Raw genomic sequence first — 18387 nt, 5'->3', positions numbered from 1 at the left:
CATCCCGTGCACAGAGTGTGCACCGGTTGTCATACACGGCATTTCACATGGGTCACGATGCCTGACCTGAATGCCCGCGAGGAGTTAACGGGAAATGAATTTCACACTGCTTCCTGCAACAGCCCGGCGTCGCGGCCAGGCGGAACGGGCCCCGTTCCGCGCCGCGCAGGGACATCCTGATGAGTGACAAAAAGCTTCTCAACGGGCGCTGTCTTTGTGGCGCGGTCACGGTCTCGGTGCAGTCTGACGATCCGCGTCTGCGTGCCTGTCACTGTGACATGTGCCGCCGGCATACCAGCGCCATGTTCATGTCGGTCGATGCGGATCCTGCGACACTGACTGTCGAAGGGCCTGCGCAGAGCTATGTCTCGTCGGACTGGGCCGAGCGGGGGTTCTGCGGGACCTGCGGATCGACGCTCTGGTACGGCACGACACATGACGGGGTGCGCCACCTTGCGGCGGGGCTTTTTGACGATGCAGCGGGCGGCCGGTTGACGCTGGAGTTTTTCAGCGACCGCTGCCCCACAGGATATGCGCTGGCCGGCGATCATCGCCGCCTGAGCACGGAAGAGACGATAGAAATGTTCACCGAAGCGGATGCGACAGATGACTGAAACAGCCGCCCTCACCGGGCACTGCCTGTGCGGTGCCGTCGAAATAACCGTTTCGGGCGGGCATGACCCGCGCCCGGGCATCTGCCATTGTCGCATGTGCCAGCGGTGGTCGGGCGGTGTGTTCATGTGTTTCGAAGCGCAGCCCGACGCGGTGACAGTGACCGGCGATGTGGCGCGCTATGCCTCGTCGGATTTCGCGGAGCGGGCGTTCTGCCCGATCTGCGGATCAAACCTGTGGATGCGCAATACAGATGACGCGGACGCGTCCTATGAGCTGATGCCCGGGCTTTTTGATGCGGCCCGCGACTGGCCGCTGAGGTCTGAGATATACACCGATGATGCCATGGCCGCAGCCCGGATCGGGGGCGATCACCCGAAAGCCACGCGCGCCGAATATGAAGCAAAGAACAATTTCGTCAGAGGAGATGCCGGATGACTTATGATGATGCATGGGTGGCCCGCGAAGAGGCAAAACGCGCGTATATGGCCGAACACGGGCTTTATGACGAAAGCGAAGAGCATTCATCCTGCGGCGTTGGCCTTGTGGTGTCGATTGATGGCAAACCAAGCCGGAATGTCGTGGAAAACGGCATCCGGGCGCTGAAGGCGATCTGGCACCGGGGCGCTGTCGATGCGGATGGCAAAACCGGCGACGGCGCGGGCATCCACGTTCAGATCCCGGCGAATTTCTTTTACGATCAGGTGCGGCGCACCGGCCACCAACCCAAAACCGATCTGCTGATGGCAGTGGGCCAGGTGTTTCTGCCGCGCACCAACTTTGCAGCCCAGGAAACCTGCCGGACCATCGTGGAGACCGAAGTTCTGCGCATGGGCTATTACATTTATGGCTGGCGCCATGTGCCGGTGAACATCTCTGTGCTGGGTGAAAAGGCCAATGCGACCCGGCCCGAGATCGAGCAGATCCTGATCTCCAATATCAAGGGCGTGGATGAGGAAACCTTTGAGCGCGAGCTTTACGTGATCCGCCGGCGCATCGAAAAGGCAGCTCTCGCAGCCCAGGTGCCGACGCTTTATATTGCGTCGATGTCCTGCCGGTCGATCATCTACAAAGGCATGATGCTGGCCCAGGATGTGGCGGAGTTTTACCCCGATCTGATGGACGAGCGGTTCGAGAGCGCCTTTGCGATCTATCACCAGCGCTATTCCACCAACACCTTCCCGCAGTGGTGGCTGGCGCAGCCCTTCCGGATGCTGGCTCACAACGGCGAGATCAACACACTGCGCGGCAACCTCAACTGGATGAAAAGCCACGAGATCCGCATGGCGTCGTCAACCTTTGGCGACATGGCCGAGGATATCAAACCGATTGTCGCGGCGGGCTCGTCCGACAGTGCGGCCCTTGATGCGGTCTTTGAAGTGCTGGTGCGCGCGGGGCGTAATGCGCCGATGGCGAAAACCATGCTGGTGCCGGAATCCTGGTCGAAACAGGCCGTGGAACTGCCCCAGGCCTGGCGCGATATGTACTCCTACTGCAACTCGGTGATGGAGCCCTGGGACGGGCCCGCCGCCCTTGCAATGACCGACGGGCGCTGGGTCTGCGCTGGCCTCGACCGCAACGGTTTGCGGCCGATGCGCTATGTGGTGACCTCCGACAATATGCTGATCGCAGGCTCAGAGGCGGGCATGGTGCCGCTCGATGAAGCCCGTGTGGTGGAGAAGGGTGCCCTGGGCCCCGGACAGCTGCTGGCGGTCGATATGAAAAACGGTGGCCTTTTTCATGATACTGAGATCAAGGACAAACTTGCCGCCTCCCAGCCCTTTGGCGAATGGGTTGGCAAGATCAACGATCTCGACAGCGAGCTGGGCGGGGTGACCGAAAAGCCGCTCTTTACCGGCGGTGAGCTGCGCCGCCGTCAGGTGGCCGCGGGCTATTCCATCGAAGAGCTCGAACAGATCCTCGCCCCCATGGCCGAGGACGGCAAAGAGACGCTGGCCTCAATGGGTGATGACACGCCGTCGGCGGTGCTCTCGGGTCAGTACCGTCCGCTCAGCCACTTTTTCCGGCAGAACTTCAGCCAGGTGACGAACCCGCCGATCGACAGTCTGCGTGAATTCCGCGTGATGAGCCTCAAGACGCGGTTCGGCAACCTCAAGAACGTGCTTGATGAGGACAGCAGCCAGACCGAGATCCTGACGCTCGACAGCCCGTTCATCGGTAATTCGCAGTTCGAGGAGCTGAAAAAGCACTTTAATGCCGAGCTGGTTGAGATCGACTGTTCCTTTGAGACCGGTACGCTTTCCGCCGGGTTGCAGCGTATCCGTGCAGAGGCCGAAGACGCCGTGCGCTCAGGCGCGGGACATATCGTGCTGACCGATCAGCACTCCGGCGAGGCGCGGGTCGCAATGCCGATGATCCTGGCCACAAGTGCGGTGCACAGCCACCTGACGCGCAAGGGACTGCGCACCTTTACCTCGCTGAATGTGCGTTCGGCGGAATGCGTTGATCCGCATTATTTCGCGGTGCTGATCGGCTGCGGTGCGACGACGGTGAACGCCTATCTTGCCGAAGACAGCCTTGCCGACCGGATCGACCGTGGCCTGCTTGATGTGAACCTGACGACGGCCATCGCACGCTACCGCACAGCCATCGACCAGGGTCTGCTGAAGATCATGGCCAAAATGGGCATTTCGGTCATCTCATCCTATCGCGGCGGGCTGAATTTCGAGGCCGTGGGCCTCAGCCGCGCGATGGTTGCGGAGTATTTCCCCGGCATGACCAGCCGGATTTCAGGCATCGGTATCTGGGGCATTCAGCACAAGGCCGAGGAGGTGCACCGCAAAGGCTGGAGCGGCGACGGGTCCGTTCTGCCGATCGGCGGCTTTTACAAAGCGCGCAAATCGGGCGAAACGCACGCCTGGGAAGCGACATCGATGCACATGCTGCAGATGGCCTGCAACCGCGCCTCTTACGAGATGTGGAAGCAGTATTCCGCCAAGATGCAGAGCAATCCGCCCATTCATCTGCGCGACCTTCTCGATATCAAACCGCTGGGCAAACCGGTACCGATTGAGGAGGTCGAGAGCATCACCTCCATCCGCAAACGGTTTGTCACGCCGGGCATGAGCCTCGGTGCGCTGAGCCCGGAGGCACATAAAACGCTGAACGTCGCGATGAACCGCATTGGTGCGAAATCCGACAGTGGCGAAGGCGGCGAGGATCCGGCGCATTTTGTGCCTGAGCCCAACGGCGACAACCCGTCGGCCAAGATCAAACAGGTGGCGTCGGGCCGGTTCGGCGTGACGGCGGAATACCTCAACCAGTGCGAAGAGCTGGAAATCAAAGTGGCCCAGGGCGCCAAGCCCGGCGAGGGCGGACAACTGCCCGGCATGAAGGTCACTGACCTGATTGCCCGCCTGCGGCATTCGACCAAAGGCGTCACCCTGATCAGCCCGCCGCCGCACCACGATATCTATTCCATCGAGGATCTGGCCCAGCTGATCTATGACCTCAAACAGATCAATCCGCGCTGTAAGGTCACCGTCAAACTCGTCGCCTCGTCAGGGGTCGGCACGATTGCGGCAGGTGTCGCCAAGGCCAAGGCGGATATCATCCTGATTTCCGGCCATAACGGCGGCACGGGTGCCAGCCCCGCGACCTCGATCAAATACGCAGGTCTGCCTTGGGAGATGGGCCTCACCGAGGCGCATCAGGTGCTGGCGATGAACAACCTGCGCGAACGCGTGACGCTGCGAACCGACGGCGGCCTGCGCACCGGGCGTGACATCGTGATGGCGGCGATGATGGGGGCCGAGGAATACGGCATCGGCACTGCGGCCCTTATTGCGATGGGCTGCATCATGGTGCGCCAGTGCCAGTCCAACACCTGCCCCGTGGGCGTCTGTACGCAGGACGAAAGCCTGCGCGCGAAATTCACCGGCAATGCGGATAAGGTTGTCAATCTGATCACCTTTTACGCCACCGAAGTGCGTGAGATCCTGGCTGAGATCGGGGCGCGCAGCCTTGATGATGTGATCGGACGCGCGGATCTGCTGGCGCAGGTCAGCCGCGGCTCGGCGCACCTCGATGATCTGGATCTCAATCCGCTGCTGATCACCGTCGATGGTGCGGCTGACATCGTTTACGACCGGTCCAAGGCGCGTAACCCGGTGCCTGATACGCTGGATGCGGAGATCGTGCGGGATGCGGCGCGCTTCCTTGAGGACGGCGAAAAGATGCAGCTTTCCTATGCGGTGCAGAACACGCACCGCACCGTGGGCACCCGCACGGCGAGCCACATCGTAAAAAAGTTCGGTATGAACAATGCGTTGCAGCCTGATCACCTGACGGTCAAGCTTGCGGGCTCTGCCGGTCAGTCGCTGGGCGCTTTTGCGGCACCGGGGCTGAAACTGGAGGTGTCGGGCGATGCGAATGATTATGTCGGCAAGGGGCTCTCGGGCGGCATGATCGTTGTACGCCCGCCCATGGCCTCGCCGATCAAAGCCTGCGAAAATACGATCATCGGCAACACGGTGCTTTACGGTGCGACAGCGGGCTATCTCTTTGCCGCCGGACGGGCGGGCGAGCGGTTTGCCGTGCGCAACTCCGGCGCAAAGGTCGTGATCGAAGGCTGCGGCTCGAACGGATGCGAGTACATGACCGGCGGTGTTGCTGTGATCCTTGGCGAGATCGGGGCCAACTTCGGCGCCGGCATGACCGGGGGCATGGCCTATCTCTATGACCCCGACGGCAAGGCGCCGCCCATGATGAACATGGAAACGCTGGTCACCTGCCCGGTCACGGTCGATCACTGGCTGAATGAGCTCGAAGAGCTGCTTGAGATGCACCTGCGCGAAACCGGCAGCCGCCGGGTCGCTGATATCCTGCAGCACTGGGACACCGAAAAGCGCAGTTTCCTGCAGATCTGTCCCAAAGAGATGCTGGATCATCTGCCGGCGCCGCTGGGGATCGAAGAGGCGGCCGTTCCTGCGGAATAATCGCCGCAGCTTTCGGTTCACAAGACGCCATGGCCCGCCTATACCCGGGCCATGGCGAAGCGGAAAACCACCCGTCGAAAGAAGAAAAGCGCGCGTGCACCGCAGCTTTTTATGAAAGCGCTGCGGCGCTGGGTTTTCCGTATTTTGCTGGGGGGTTTTGTGGTCACGGCGCTCGTGATGGCGCTGGGTGTTTTTGTGGCGCCCTGGACCACGCCCTATATGTACGGTGAAAACCGCAGGCTGGGGAGCGTGGAATACGACTGGACACCCATGGCGCAGATCGCCCCGGTGATGGCGCGTGCGGCGGTGGCCGCCGAGGACGCCAATTTCTGCATGCACTGGGGATTTGACGTGCGTGCCATTCAGGACGCGATTGAGGATGGCGGCAACCGTGGCGCCTCAACCATCAGCCAGCAGACGGTGAAGAATGTCTATCTCTGGCACGGGCGCAATTACACGCGCAAAGCGCTGGAGGCGTTGCTGACCCCGATGCTGGAACTGGTGTGGTCCAAAGAGCGGATTCTCGAAGTCTATCTCAACGTTGCCGAGTTTGACGAAGGTGTGTTCGGTGTGGGGGCGGCGGCACCGCATTATTTCGGCGTACCGGCCCGCGATCTGTCGGATGTCCAGGCCGCGCGGCTCGCGGCAATCCTGCCTGATCCGAAGGGGCGTTCGGCCTCGAAGCCGTCGGATTTTGTCCGCAGGCGGGCGCAGCAGATCCTCTCAGGGGCGGCGACAATCAGCAAAGACGGTCGCGCGGCCTGTTTCCAGAGTTGAAACCGACCGTCTGAACAGGCATTGAAGGAACAGCATCTGACAATCACGGATTCCGCCCGAATGGCCCGCCTGTTTCACGTCCCGCTCTCTCCTTTTTGCCGCAAAGTCCGTCTGAGCCTTGCGGAAAAGAAAATCGAGGTGGAACTGGTAGAGGAGAAATACTGGGAGGAAGACCCGGATTTCATGCGGCGCAACCCTGCGGGAAAGGTTCCGGTGCTGCGGCTTGACGGTGTGATGATGGCCGAGAGTGCCGCGATATGTGAGTATATTGAAGAGACCCGGCCCGAACCGCCGCTGCTGCCCAAGGACCCGGTCGCCCGGCAGGAAGTGCGGCGTCTGGTGGGATGGTTTGACGACAAATTTCACAATGAGGTGACATCGAGGCTGCTCTATGAGCGCGTGAATAAAAAAGTCATGGGTCAGGGGTATCCCGACAGCGGCAATGTGAAAGCCGGCGCCAAAGCGATCCGCTATCATCTCGATTATATGGCCTGGCTGCTTGATCACCGGCGCTGGCTTGCCGGGGATGCGATGACGCTTGCGGATTTTGCCGCCGCTGCGCATTTCAGTTCTCTGGATTATATCTCCGACATCGACTGGAACCGGTCTGAGGTGGTAAAAGACTGGTATGCAAAGATAAAATCCCGCCCGGCTTTCAGGTCGATCCTGGCGGATCAGGTCTCGGGCTTTCCACCGCCAAAGCATTACAATGACCTCGATTTCTGATGAGCGTCAGCCGGGGCCTGCCGACCTCCGGACCCCGGCAATGCCTTCGGGCAAGATGAAAACATGCACGCTCTGAAGGACCGGCTGGTCGCACAGGCCCTTGAGGAAGGGTTCGCCGCCGCCGGTATCTGTCGCCCGGATGCGGTGCCTGAGGTGCCCGAGCGTCTCGCCGCATTTGTGGCGCAGGGCTATCACGGACAGATGGGATGGATGGCGGAGCGCATGCACTGGCGCGGCAATCCGGCAGCGCTCTGGCCGGAGGCGCGCTCGGTCATCATGCTGGCCGAAAGCTACGCGCCTGACGAGGATCCGCTGACGGTGCTGGGTCAGCCGGATCGGGGCGCGGTGTCGGTCTATGCCCGGGGCCGCGATTATCATGATGTGGTCAAAAAACGGCTCAAACGCCTCGCGCGCTGGCTTATCGCGCAGGAAAACTGCGAGGTGAAGGTCTTTGTCGATACCGCCCCCGTGCCCGAAAAAGCTCTGGCGCAGGCAGCGGGACTGGGATGGCAGGGCAAACACACCAATCTGCTCAGCCGGGACTTTGGCAACTGGGTGTTTCTGGGTGCAATCTTCACAACACTCGATCTGCCACCGGATGAGCCACAACAGGACCATTGCGGTTCCTGTCGCGCCTGTCTCGATATCTGCCCGACGGATGCTTTTCCGGCCCCCTGGCAGCTCGATGCGACGCGCTGTATCTCCTATCTGACCATCGAACACAAAGGGCCGGTGCCCGAAGATCTGCGCCGCGGCATCGGGAACCGCATTTATGGCTGCGACGACTGTCTGGCGGTCTGTCCCTGGAACAAATTCGCCGTCGCGGCAAAGGATATCCGGCTTCTGGCCCCGCCGGACCACACGGCACCGGCGCTGGCAGACCTTGCGGCGCTGGACGATGCGGCGTTTCGCGCGATGTTTCCCGGCTCCCCTGTCAAACGCATCGGGCGGGACCGGTTTGTGCGCAACGTGCTTTACGCGATCGGAAACTCCGGTCTGGCGGATCTCGCACCGGTGGCTGCCGGGCTGACGGGGGATGCCGATGCGGCAGTGGCCGACGCAGCCCATTGGGCAGTTGCGGAGCTGAACGCATGATACGGTCACACAGGGTCGGAACGATGCCTCATGTGGCGCAGAAAGAGATTTTACCTGAGGTGTCTGAATGACGCTTGTTCTGGGCGTCGATACCGGCGGGACTTTTACGGATGCGGTGCTGATCCGGGATGAAACCGAGGTGGTTGCTTCGGCCAAGGCGCTGACAACGCGCCATGATCTGGCGATCGGCATCGGTGAAGCGGTGCGCGCGGTGCTCGTGGCATCCGGAGAGAACGCCGGGGATGTCGCTATGGCATCGCTCTCCACAACGCTCGCGACAAATGCGCTGGTGGAAGGACAGGGCGGGCGCATCGGACTGATTTATATCGGCTTTCGGGCGCGGGATCTGGACGCGCACGGTCTTTCGGACGTGTTGCGCGGAGATCCGGTTCTGATCTGTGCGGGCGGCCACAATCATGCGGGCGGAGAGTCTGTGCCCCTTGATGAAGCCGCAATCACAGAATTTCTGGAACTGCATGGCAGCGGCGTCAGCAGCTTTGCGGTGGCGGCACAGTTCGCCACACGCAACCCGGCACATGAACTGCGCGCCGCCGGGATGATCGCTGCCGCGACGGGGCGTCCGGTGTCCGCCTCGCATCAGCTTTCAGCCCGTCTCAATGGTCCGAAGCGGGCGGTCACGGCGGTGCTGAACGCGCGGCTGATCGGTATGATTGAACGTCTGATCGGGCGGGCGGAAGACATCCTGAAGCAGACCGGGATCACGGCGCCGATGATGGTTGTGCGCGGTGACGGCGCGCTGATTTCCGCAGCCCAGGCGCGTGAGCGGCCGATTGAGACGATCCTCAGCGGCCCCGCGGCCTCCATTGTCGGCGCGCGCTGGCTGACAGGTGCTGAAAATGCGCTGGTCAGTGATATTGGCGGGACGACCACAGACATTGCCGTTCTGCGCGATGGTCTGCCCGCGATCGACCCGGCGGGTGCGCGCGTCGGGCCTTACCGTACCATGGTTGAAGCGGTGGCCATGCGCACGACCGGCCTTGGCGGGGACAGCGAAGTTCACGTTGTGGCTGATGGTCTGAAAGGGGGGGTGCGCCTCGGGCCCGGGCGTGTGGTGCCGGTCTCCCTGCTCGCCGCAGAGGCGCCCGGAGTGGTGCACACGGCGCTTGATGCGCAGTTGCGCTCGACGGTTCCGGCAGAACATGACGGGCGGTTTTTGCGCGCGGTGGCGGGGCAGCACGCCGAAGGCCTCGGGGCGCGGGAAACAGCATTGCTGGAGCGGATCGGAACGGCCGTGCACCCGGCGGGCGATATTCTGCGCGCACGGCTTGAGCATGGTGCGCTGAAACGGCTGGTGGAAAGAGGCCTTGTACAGATCGGCGCGGTGACTGCGTCGGATGCGAGCCACATCGCAGGCTCGCTGGAGGCCTGGGACGCGGCGGCCGCGCGCAAGGCGCTGACACTCATGGCGCGGCGCCGTACAGGAAGCGGGAATGTTCTGGCATCAGGAGCGGATGCACTGGCGCGGATGATCACAGATCAGCTGACACATCAGACCAGCGTTGCTCTGCTGGAATCGGCTCTGGCCGAAGAAGGAGAAGGTTTCGGGCCGGCGCCTGAAGGGCTGGCAGAACATGTTCTGATGCAGCGCGGCCTGAGCGGGCACCGGGGCCTGCTGCGAATTGATACGGGGCTGAACCTGCCTGTGGTAGGGCTCGGGGCTTCGGCGCAGGCATATTATCCTGCAGTCGGGGAACGCCTTGGAACCCGGATGATCCTTCCCGGCCATGGTGGTGTTGCGAATGCAATCGGCGCTGTAACCGGACAGATAACCATGCGGCGGAGCGGTACCGTGACCTCGCCCGGCGAGGGCCGTTACCGGGTGCATTCCGCCGGCGCGCCCCAGGATTTCACGGACGAGGAAACCGCGCTTGCCGCACTGGAAACCCTGCTCCGGAGTGAAACCGAGACCCGCGCCCGGTCGGCAGGGGCCGTGGATATCCAGACGCGCGTGTCGCGCGATATCCGAAGCGCGGATGTCGAGGCGCGCAGCGTTTTTGTCGAGGCGACGGTCACGGTGGAGGCCACAGGCAGGCCACGTGTTGCCACGGGCTGACCGCCTATGACGCCAGCCGCTGAGGGGGCAGCGTCGCCTCGATACCTGCTCCGACATTGAACTCTGCTGTTATTCTGCCCAGCGAGGCGACCTCATCGGCAAGCGACTGTGTGGTGGCCCGGGTTTCCGTGAACATCGCGGCGTTCTTCTGAGTATCGCTGTCGAGGTTCCCGACTGACGCTGTGATATCTGAAAGGCCTCCGGACTGCTCTGCGGCTGCCGCAGCGATGTCGTCCACCATTGTCGCAACGTCAGAGACATACTGCTCGATCTCCGAGAGCGACTCTCCCGTCTGCGAGACCAGATCAACGCCCTCATCGACCTGTTCGGAGGATTTGGAAATCAACCCGGCGATCCGGGTCGCGGCCTCTGATGATCTTTGCGCCAGGGCGCGCACTTCCGAGGCCACAACGGCAAATCCGCGCCCGGCGTCCCCTGCGCGGGCAGCCTCGACCCCGGCATTCAGCGCCAGCAGGTTGGTCTGAAACGCGATGTCGTCGATGACGGACGTGATCGAGGAGATTTCTGAAGAGCCGGATGAGATCGCATCCATCGCCGCCCGTGCCCGCGCCATAATATCCGTTCCACTGGCGGCGCGGGATTTGGTCTTACGGACCACATCGCTGGTTTTCTCGGCATTCTCGGCCGTCGATTTCACCGAAGCTGCCATCTGGGTGATGGCGGCTGCGGTCTCCTCCAGCGAGGCGGCCTGGCTTTCGGCCCGGCTGCTCAGGCTTTCTGATGCCCGGGTGATTTCCGTGGTTCCGGCCTGAATTCCTTCGGTGGATTTTACCACGCTGCTCACCAGTTCGAGCAACCGTTTCTGGGTCGCGTTGAAATCCTGGCGCAGCTGCTCAAACTCTGGCGCAAAGGGCGTGTCCAGAGACATTTCCAGATTACCCTCAGACAGTTCCGCAAGACCGCGGCGTATGTCGGCCACGGCACGTACGCGCGGCGTTATATCGATTGCATATTTCACAACCTTGACCGGTTTTCCGGAGGGTCCGAACACCGGATTATACGTCGCCTGTATCCAGACATCGGACCCGTTTTTGTGGCGGCGGCGAAAATCACCCTGATGGAATTTGCCCGCACGCAGGACATCCCAGTGCTTCTCGTAATCTTCTTTTTCAGCTTCGCCTTCGGGCATGAAAATGCTGTGATGCTTTCCCTTTACCTCATCCAGCGAATAGCCCATGGCGTCAAGAAACAGGTCATTGGCCTTGCGGATTTCACCGTTCATATTGAATTCGATTACTGCCTGCACACGTGAAATCGCGTTCACCTGGTCGCCGGCCTGCTCGCGTTCGGTGACGTCGGTCGCGATCTTCATCACGGCGATCTGCCGCCCGTCTGAATCGAGCACTGCGGAATAGACGCATTGCAGCCATAAAAGCCGTCCGCCCTTTCCAAAGCGACGGAACACACCCGATTGCAACTCTCCGCCGCGTGCGTCCGACCAGAATTTCCTGTACTCGTCAGTTCCGGCATAGGAGGGGTGCACAAACATGCTGTGATGTTTGCCGACCACCTCGTCACGGCTGTAGCCCATGGCCTCAAGAAACCGGTCGTTTGCCTCGCGGACGGTGCCATCGAGCTCAAACACGATTTTGGCCTGCTCTCGGGAAATTGCTTCAAACTGGCTGCGCGCGTTGCGTACCACGGTTTCGCGTTCGGTCACATCGCGGAACATCTTCACCATGCATGACGTCCCCTCGCAGGAGCACGGCACCGGCAGATAGGTCGCGGACAGCCATACCGGCCTGCCTGTACCGGTCACCCGGGGCACGATTTCCGAGCTTGTTTCCGCCTTGGCAATCGCATCCCAGAACTGCTTGTCGTGCCGGTAAGGATCGTCAAATTCGGCCAGAAAAGCATCGTGATGCATACCGATTGCCTGTTCCGGCGAATATTCCATGATTTCACAGAATTTGTTGTTGGTCCGGGTAACCTTGCCGTCACCATCGAACCACACCATGGCATGAGACAGCCCGAGCGCCTCAAAAAGCGCATCGGCATCGTCGTTTATCTCAGAAGTAACTTCGGTCCTGCGGGCGAAAAAGCGCATCTGTGTCTCCTGCAACAATGCGCGCTTTTACCTGACCGGGGATTAAGAACCTGTTTATTCAGATGACGACTGGTGCCGCCACCGGACCTGGTTCTGTCGTACCCGCCCACCGCTGCGGGGCGGCGGCAGCGCCTCAGACAGCGCTGCCGGTTTGTGTTACTCCGCAGGCTCTGCGGAGACTGTGCGTTTCGGCAGAACCCAGCCCGGTCTCGGGAAGTGGCAGGTGTAGCCGTTGGGGAACCGCTCAAGATAATCCTGATGCTCGGGTTCGGCTTCCCAGAAGGGGCCCACCGGCTCCACCTCGGTCACAACCTTACCCGGCCAGAGCCCGGAGGCCTCGACATCCGAAATGGTGTCCAGTGCCACCTGTTTCTGCTCTTCGTCGACATAGTATATCGCCGAGCGATAGCTGAGCCCGATGTCATTGCCCTGGCGGTTCGGCGTTGTCGGATCATGGATCTGGAAAAACAGCTCGAGCAGATCGCGGAAGCTGGTCACCTCCGGATCAAAAATCACCTCGATGCCTTCGGCGTGGGTGCCGTGATTGCGATAGGTCGCATTGGGCACGTCACCGCCGGTATAGCCCACACGTGTCGAAATCACACCGGGACGGTTGCGAATGAGGTCCTGCATGCCCCAGAAACAGCCCCCCGCAAGTACTGCGCGTTGATGGCTCATGCCACATCCTCCACCTGATTAATGTAATCGCCGTATCCCATCGCTTCCATATCATCGCGATGCACAAACCGCAGGGACGCGGAGTTGATGCAATAGCGCAGGCCGCCGCGATCCCGGGGACCGTCGGGGAAAACATGGCCGAGATGACTGTCGCCGTGCGTCGAGCGGACCTCGGTGCGGACCATCCCCAGGGTACTGTCGCGCAGTTCCTGCACATGCGCCGGCTCAATCGGTTTGGTGAAACTGGGCCAGCCACAGCCGCTCTCGTATTTATCCGCAGAGGCAAAAAGCGGCTCGCCGGAAACGATGTCGACATAGATGCCAGGCTCTTTGTTGCCCAGCAGCCTGCCGGTGCCGGGGCGTTCGGTCCCGTTCTGCTGGGTCACGCGAAATTCCTCGGGCGACAGCTTTTTCAGGGCTTCGTCGGTCTTTTTATACTCGGGCATATGATGCTCCTTTCCCTTTGCAGTGAAAGATATGGTGCCGCGCGCGAATGAAAAGAGGAAACTCTGCGACCTGTGATCACGTGTCTGCGTGCAAAGACGCCCTATATCGCCATTTAACAGCAGGAGAGAATGACCATGAAACTTCTGAACACCATCGCACTGAGCCTTTTTGCCGCTACTGCGGCAGTCGCGGGCATGGGCCCGCATGTCTTCACGAATATCGATGGCGGCAGCCATAATACTGCCGACTGGGCCGGACAGCCGGTGCTGGTCGTTAACACCGCCTCGCAATGCGGCTTTACCTATCAGTATGACGGCTTGCAGGCGCTCTATGACCGGTACCGCGATCAGGGTCTGGTGGTGCTCGCCGTCCCGTCCGATGATTTCAATCAGGAACTGGCCAGCGGCGAAGAGGTCAAAGAGTTCTGCGAACTGAACTTTGCCCTCGACCTGCCGATGACGGACATCACCCGGGTCAAAGGCCGGAGCGCGCATCCTTTCTATAAAGACCTGCGCGCGGATAACGGCTTCGTGCCGCGCTGGAACTTCAACAAGGTACTGATCGGCCCGGACGGATCGGTTGCGGGCACCTGGGGGTCGGGCACAAAACCGATGTCGGGTGACATCACGGGTGCAGTTGAGGCTTTGCTGAACGGGTCGTGAATGCCATGCTGCGCCCGGGGAGGAACCGGGACATGGCAGAGGATAAGAAACCCGGGCTGGACGCAGCCTATGCGCTGAAAACGCCAGACGAAAACCGCGCGCTTTATGCCGGCTGGGCTGAGAGCTATGATGAGAGTTTTGCTGCGGCAATGGACTTTGTGATGCCGGGCCACGTTGTGCGGATCTTTTCCGGGCTCGGCGGCACGGGCCCCGTTCTGGACGCGGGGGCCGGAACCGGGCAGGTGGCCGCAGCCTTTGCCCCACAGGGTCTGCGGGACATTGACGCTGTCGATCTTTCGCCGGAGATGCTGGATGTGGCCGGTGGCAAAGGCCTTTACCGCCAGCGCATCGTCGCGGATCTGACGCAGCCCCTGCCGCTTGAAAGCGGGATTTACAACGGTGTGGTAAGTTCAGGCACCTTCACCCACGGACATGTGGGACCTGAGGCGCTGGACGAGCTGATGCGGGTCGCGGCACGGGGTGCGGTGTTTGTGCTGACCATCAAGACAGAGCACTTCGAAGAACGCGGCTTTGATGCGAAGTTTGCAGGTCTTAACGAGGCGATCCGCGATTTCACAAAGGTCAGCCTTCCGATCTACGGCCCGGCGGCGACAGGCCCGCACCGCAACGACGAGGGTCTCGTGGTCAGCTTCCGCAAAGTCTGAGCGCGCCGGTTAATCGGTGTCCCGCCAGACCAGCTTTGCGGTACCGCCTTCGAGACCCGGGCTGATGCCATAGGCCGCCCGGTAGGTTTTAGAGAAATGCGACAGCGAGCGGAAACCGCAGGCCACACAGACATCGGTCACGGAAAAGTCGGTCTGGCGCAGCAGATCGCGCGCTTTGGCCAGGCGCAGGCGCAGGTAGTACCGCTTGGGCGAGCTGGCCATATAGCGGGCGAAAAGCCGTTCCAGCTGCCGCGTTGACAGCCCGATCAGATGGGATATCTCATCCGGCGACACGGGATCTTCGATATTGTTGTTCATGATCTGCACGGCCAGGGCGAGTTTCTGATTGCGGACCTGGGGCCGGGTCCTGAGCGCCACCCGCTGGGCGTGGTCGGGCAGGCGCGGGTTGGTATAGACCATCTGATCGGCAACCCATGTCGCCAGATCAGCACCGTAATCGGTGCCGATCCGGTCAAGCATCATATCCATTGACGCGGCCCCGCCCGCCGTTGTGAAAACCCGTCCGTCTGTGGAGAAGATGTTATCCTCCATGATCACGTCAGGCAGGATTTCAGTCAGGGCTGCGCGGTATTCCCAGTGCGTTGTCACCCGTTTGCCTGATATCAGCCCGGCGAGGGCGAGCACATAGGTACCCGAAGACAGCGCGCCGAAATCCATGCCCCGCCGCACCTCGCGCCTGAGCCAGTTCAGCAGTTTTTTCGAGGTGTTGCGGCCGACATCCTCGCCCGCGCAGATGACAATCGTCTCATCGCGTGCAAGCTCTGTCAGGGGACCGTCCGTTGCCGTGGTCACACCGTTATAGGCCGCAACCGGCGCGCCGGTCTCTGACAACACCCGCCAGTGGTAAAACGGGCCGCCTGACGGGTAACGGTTCGCAAGGCTCAGCGCTTCGAGCGCGCAGGCAAAGCCCAGTTGCGAAAAGCCGGGGATCAGGACAAACGCATAGGATTTCGGGCCGGGCGCCGGTGTCATGGCACTGTCTTTCGCGGATCTCACTGACCGGATGCTAGCGCGGGCGAGGCCAGGCTCCTGTGCGGTTTACGACGCTCTTTGTCGTGAAATCTGCACCGCGAGGATGCCAAGTGCGATGATCGCGACCCCGATGATATCCCGCCCGCCCAGCGGCTCGGACAGCAGGAGCGCCGCCACAGCCACGCCCAGAAACGGGTTGAGAAAGTGAAAGGTCGCGGCCCGCGTTGCCCCGATCCGGTTGACCAGCCAGAACCAGACAAAGGTCGCGGCCAGCCCCGGCACGATGGTTGTATAAGCAAATGCCGTAGCCAGCGCCCAGGTCGGGTTAAGGCGCGGCGTCTCAAAAAGCAGTGTGGCCAGCGCGCAGGCAACGCAGCCCACCAGCATCTGCAACCCGACGATCATCAGGAAATTACCGCCCGAGGTGGCCCCCCGCACCGAGAGCGTGGCAATCGTCAGGGCCACCACACCAATGCCGCAGAGAACCAGCCCGGTGATGTCCACGCTGCCGTTGATGCGTGCGCCCATGATCAGCGCCACACCCGCCACCCCGGCAATCAGGCCGGCGATGCCCAGAGGCCGCAGACGTTCACCCAGAAACATCCACCCGGCAAGTGCGACCAGCAGCGGCATGGTAGAGGCGATGATCGCCGCCACAGAGGCCTGAATGGTCTGCATCGCAACAAAGTTAAGCCCCAGATAGACGGCGTTCTGCAGCACGCCGAAGATCACGGTCGCGCGCCACTGCGCCGGGGTCAGACGCCATGACTGGCCTAGAGCCAGCGCGATGCCGACGCCAAGGCAGCCCGAGATCAGATAGCGCAGGGTCAGCGCGGCCATGGGGGAGGCATCTGCCACGATGATCCGCGCAGAGGTAAAGGCCGACGACCACATGATCGCAAAGGCGAGCCCCATCAGTATCGCGCGAATGTCCATCGGTTGCCCCTGCTGCGCCTGCCTCTTGTTCCGGGACAGTCGGCGAAATCACCGGTGCGCGCAAGACGCGTAGCGGCTTCGCGGGACAGCCGCCGCCCCGGCAGGCTGCACGGACAAAGATGGTCCCGGACCCGGTCCGGCAGTGTGGCCAGCGCCGATGCTGCGCGGGCATTGCCGAGGGGCACCGGTGCCGTCAGTGACTACCCCGGGGAGGTCGCGCGGCGCTGGCCTCTGCAATGTGCCAAAGACCGGTTTAAGCTGGTCCGGACACGGTAACGCGCCTTTGCCTGTCTCAGGTCCGGTCGGTGCCATGAGCACCTGCGACAGCAGTGTCGCATTCAAACAAGCGGAATGATCCTGCGGGAGTATCCCGGCTTTATGTTCCGCTCCATCGCACAGAACTGGGCCCTCTTTGTCGGCATGCTCATGCTGATGATGGCGAACGGTCTTCTGGTGACACTGCTCAGCGTCCGGGGTGTCGCCATCGGCATGTCAGCAGGCACCATCGGCGTGATGCAGGCAGGCTATCCGCTGGGCGCGCTTCTGGGGTGTTTCTTCGCCCCGCGGCTGATCGCACGCATTGGCCACGTGCGCGCCTTTGCGGCGCTGGCGTCGTTGTGCTCGATCGCCGCAGTGGTGCATCTGCTCTCGTCAGAGTTCCAGGCCTGGTTTGCGATGCGGTTGCTGGCCGGTTTTTGCTTTCCGGGGCTTTACGTCATTTCCGAAAGCTGGCTGAACGCCAAGGCGACCAACCGCTCACGGGCATCGCTTTTGTCGGCTTATTTCGTAGTGCAGACCGCAGGTGCATCCCTCGGCCAGGCAATGGCGGGCTTTGACGACCCGACCGGGGCGCTGCTCTTTGGCGTGGCGTCAATCCTGATCTCGCTGTCGCTGCTGCCTGTCCTGCTGTCCGGCAACCCGGCACCGGATTACGTGCCGCCCTCACGCATGTCAGTGCTGCGCCTTGCACGGATCACGCCGATGGGGGCATTCGGCGCGATCCTCAACGGCGCGGCACAGGCCGCACTCTACATCGGCATGCCGCTTTATGGTCTGGCAATCGGGATGCCGCCGGCCGGGGCGACGCTTCTGGTCGTGTCGGCCACCCTCGCCGGTGCGGCGGCGCAGTTTCCTGCCGGATGGCTCTCAGACCGTATTGACCGGCGGATTGTCGTTGGGGCGCTCTCCACCGTCTGCTGTATCGTGGCAACGGCTCTGATGGCGGGCCTGCTCAATGCGGTACCCTTTGCCGGCGCGATGCTGATCGGGGCGACGCTGCTGCCGGTGTATTCCCTCTGTGTTGCCTATGCGAATGATCACCTGACGGCGTCGCAGATCGTTCCGGCAAGCGGGACGCTCGTTCTCAGCCTGAACATCGGCATCCTCGCGGGCACCTTTGCCGGGCCGTCGGCGATCGGCATTTTCGGACCGTCGGGGTTTGCGGGCTTTATTGCGCTGACGGCGGCGGCCACAGCAGGCGTTGCGGTATTCCGGTCTCTGCGCAGTGTCGCACCACAGGACGCCGGAACGGCCTATCCGATTGCCGTGCACGGGGTGCAGACGGCGGGAGCCATGCATCCCGGGGCGGAAACGCCGCAGAGCTGACCGGATATTGCAGAAGGAGCCGTTGTATGAAGACGCGGCGCTGAAATTCTGCAAGGGATGGCCACAGTCTGGCACAGATGCGCGCAAATCC

15 protein-coding genes are annotated in these 18387 nt (G+C 61.8%); 10 read left to right on the top strand and 5 right to left on the bottom strand.

Features of this window, described 5'->3' with window-relative positions; all coding sequences use genetic code 11:
• Window positions 1-179 precede the first annotated feature (179 nt).
• The 7 genes from G3256_RS18155 to G3256_RS18125 all read left to right on the top strand — a co-directional run bounded on the left by G3256_RS18155 (window position 180) and on the right by G3256_RS18125 (window position 10242).
• Window positions 180-614: a GFA family protein gene (locus tag G3256_RS18155; protein WP_169642164.1), complete on the top strand. Its 435-nt coding sequence runs from the start codon at window positions 180-182 to the stop codon at window positions 612-614.
• A complete protein-coding gene (locus G3256_RS18150; protein WP_169642163.1) occupies window positions 607-1050 on the top strand; it encodes a GFA family protein in 444 nt (147 codons plus the stop codon). The genes G3256_RS18155 and G3256_RS18150 overlap by 8 nt, the downstream gene beginning before the upstream one ends.
• On the top strand, window positions 1047-5570 hold the full coding sequence (gene gltB / locus G3256_RS18145; protein WP_169642162.1) for a glutamate synthase large subunit: 4524 nt from the start codon (window positions 1047-1049) through the stop codon (window positions 5568-5570). Before G3256_RS18150 ends, gltB begins: the two co-directional genes overlap by 4 nt.
• Before the next feature lie 111 nt (window positions 5571-5681).
• Complete coding sequence (gene mtgA, locus G3256_RS18140) at window positions 5682-6347, top strand: monofunctional biosynthetic peptidoglycan transglycosylase (RefSeq protein ID WP_343044373.1); 666 nt, start codon at window positions 5682-5684, stop codon at window positions 6345-6347.
• 60 nt (window positions 6348-6407) lie between these two features.
• Complete coding sequence (gene fzlA / locus G3256_RS18135; protein ID WP_169642160.1) at window positions 6408-7073, top strand: FtsZ-binding protein FzlA; 666 nt, start codon at window positions 6408-6410, stop codon at window positions 7071-7073.
• 63 nt (window positions 7074-7136) lie between these two features.
• Window positions 7137-8168, top strand: coding sequence for a tRNA epoxyqueuosine(34) reductase QueG (queG, locus tag G3256_RS18130; protein ID WP_169642159.1), 1032 nt, complete (start codon window positions 7137-7139; stop codon window positions 8166-8168).
• Window positions 8169-8235: 67 nt separating this feature from the next.
• Complete coding sequence (locus tag G3256_RS18125; protein WP_169642158.1) at window positions 8236-10242, top strand: hydantoinase/oxoprolinase N-terminal domain-containing protein; 2007 nt, start codon at window positions 8236-8238, stop codon at window positions 10240-10242.
• A gap of 4 nt (window positions 10243-10246) precedes the next feature.
• On the opposite strand, the gene G3256_RS19340 is transcribed toward G3256_RS18125, so the two are convergent.
• The 3 genes from G3256_RS19340 to msrB form a co-directional block, all read right to left on the bottom strand.
• Window positions 10247-12310, bottom strand: coding sequence for a methyl-accepting chemotaxis protein (locus G3256_RS19340; protein WP_169642157.1), 2064 nt, complete (start codon window positions 12308-12310; stop codon window positions 10247-10249).
• Between the two features lie 156 nt (window positions 12311-12466).
• Window positions 12467-12988 (bottom strand): peptide-methionine (S)-S-oxide reductase MsrA, encoded by a 522-nt coding sequence (gene msrA / locus G3256_RS18115; protein ID WP_169642156.1) that lies wholly within the window; start codon window positions 12986-12988, stop codon window positions 12467-12469.
• Window positions 12985-13434 (bottom strand): peptide-methionine (R)-S-oxide reductase MsrB, encoded by a 450-nt coding sequence (gene msrB / locus G3256_RS18110; RefSeq protein WP_169642155.1) that lies wholly within the window; start codon window positions 13432-13434, stop codon window positions 12985-12987. The genes msrA and msrB overlap by 4 nt, the downstream gene beginning before the upstream one ends.
• Before the next feature lie 135 nt (window positions 13435-13569).
• On the opposite strand from msrB, the gene G3256_RS18105 reads away from it, so the two are divergent.
• Both G3256_RS18105 and G3256_RS18100 read left to right on the top strand, forming a co-directional pair.
• Complete coding sequence (locus G3256_RS18105) at window positions 13570-14097, top strand: glutathione peroxidase (protein ID WP_169642154.1); 528 nt, start codon at window positions 13570-13572, stop codon at window positions 14095-14097.
• A 32-nt stretch (window positions 14098-14129) separates the two neighbouring features.
• Complete coding sequence (locus tag G3256_RS18100) at window positions 14130-14762, top strand: class I SAM-dependent DNA methyltransferase (RefSeq protein ID WP_169642153.1); 633 nt, start codon at window positions 14130-14132, stop codon at window positions 14760-14762.
• Between the two features lie 9 nt (window positions 14763-14771).
• Here the strand turns inward: G3256_RS18100 and G3256_RS18095 are convergent, their stop codons facing one another.
• The gene (locus G3256_RS18095; RefSeq protein ID WP_169642152.1) at window positions 14772-15755 is read right to left on the bottom strand and encodes a GlxA family transcriptional regulator; all 984 of its coding nucleotides are present in this window, start codon (window positions 15753-15755) and stop codon (window positions 14772-14774) included.
• Between the two features lie 66 nt (window positions 15756-15821).
• On the bottom strand, window positions 15822-16691 hold the full coding sequence (locus G3256_RS18090) for a DMT family transporter (protein WP_169642151.1): 870 nt from the start codon (window positions 16689-16691) through the stop codon (window positions 15822-15824).
• A gap of 351 nt (window positions 16692-17042) precedes the next feature.
• Here G3256_RS18090 and G3256_RS18085 point away from each other — a divergent pair, with 351 nt between their 5' ends.
• Window positions 17043-18296, top strand: coding sequence for an MFS transporter (locus G3256_RS18085; protein ID WP_169642150.1), 1254 nt, complete (start codon window positions 17043-17045; stop codon window positions 18294-18296).
• Window positions 18297-18387 lie beyond the last annotated feature (91 nt).

This window comes from Roseobacter ponti (assembly GCF_012932215.1).
GTDB lineage: Bacteria > Pseudomonadota > Alphaproteobacteria > Rhodobacterales > Rhodobacteraceae > Roseobacter > Roseobacter ponti.
Note: the sequence above shows the minus strand (reverse complement) of the source record. Positions and strands in the feature narration are given on the sequence as shown.

Excerpts from the sequence above, each read along its gene's own strand:
- G3256_RS18155 (WP_169642164.1), top strand. The coding sequence starts at position 180 with ATGAGTGACAAAAAGCTTCTCAACGGGCGCTGTCTTTGTGGCGCGGTC.
- G3256_RS18150 (WP_169642163.1), top strand. The coding sequence starts at position 607 with ATGACTGAAACAGCCGCCCTCACCGGGCACTGCCTGTGCGGTGCCGTC.
- gltB (WP_169642162.1), top strand. The coding sequence starts at position 1,047 with ATGACTTATGATGATGCATGGGTGGCCCGCGAAGAGGCAAAACGCGCG.
- mtgA (WP_343044373.1), top strand. The coding sequence starts at position 5,682 with ATGAAAGCGCTGCGGCGCTGGGTTTTCCGTATTTTGCTGGGGGGTTTT.
- fzlA (WP_169642160.1), top strand. The coding sequence starts at position 6,408 with ATGGCCCGCCTGTTTCACGTCCCGCTCTCTCCTTTTTGCCGCAAAGTC.
- queG (WP_169642159.1), top strand. The coding sequence starts at position 7,137 with ATGCACGCTCTGAAGGACCGGCTGGTCGCACAGGCCCTTGAGGAAGGG.
- G3256_RS18125 (WP_169642158.1), top strand. The coding sequence starts at position 8,236 with ATGACGCTTGTTCTGGGCGTCGATACCGGCGGGACTTTTACGGATGCG.
- G3256_RS19340 (WP_169642157.1), bottom strand. The coding sequence starts at position 12,310 with ATGCGCTTTTTCGCCCGCAGGACCGAAGTTACTTCTGAGATAAACGAC.
- msrA (WP_169642156.1), bottom strand. The coding sequence starts at position 12,988 with ATGAGCCATCAACGCGCAGTACTTGCGGGGGGCTGTTTCTGGGGCATG.
- msrB (WP_169642155.1), bottom strand. The coding sequence starts at position 13,434 with ATGCCCGAGTATAAAAAGACCGACGAAGCCCTGAAAAAGCTGTCGCCC.
- G3256_RS18105 (WP_169642154.1), top strand. The coding sequence starts at position 13,570 with ATGAAACTTCTGAACACCATCGCACTGAGCCTTTTTGCCGCTACTGCG.
- G3256_RS18100 (WP_169642153.1), top strand. The coding sequence starts at position 14,130 with ATGGCAGAGGATAAGAAACCCGGGCTGGACGCAGCCTATGCGCTGAAA.
- G3256_RS18095 (WP_169642152.1), bottom strand. The coding sequence starts at position 15,755 with ATGACACCGGCGCCCGGCCCGAAATCCTATGCGTTTGTCCTGATCCCC.
- G3256_RS18090 (WP_169642151.1), bottom strand. The coding sequence starts at position 16,691 with ATGGACATTCGCGCGATACTGATGGGGCTCGCCTTTGCGATCATGTGG.
- G3256_RS18085 (WP_169642150.1), top strand. The coding sequence starts at position 17,043 with ATGATCCTGCGGGAGTATCCCGGCTTTATGTTCCGCTCCATCGCACAG.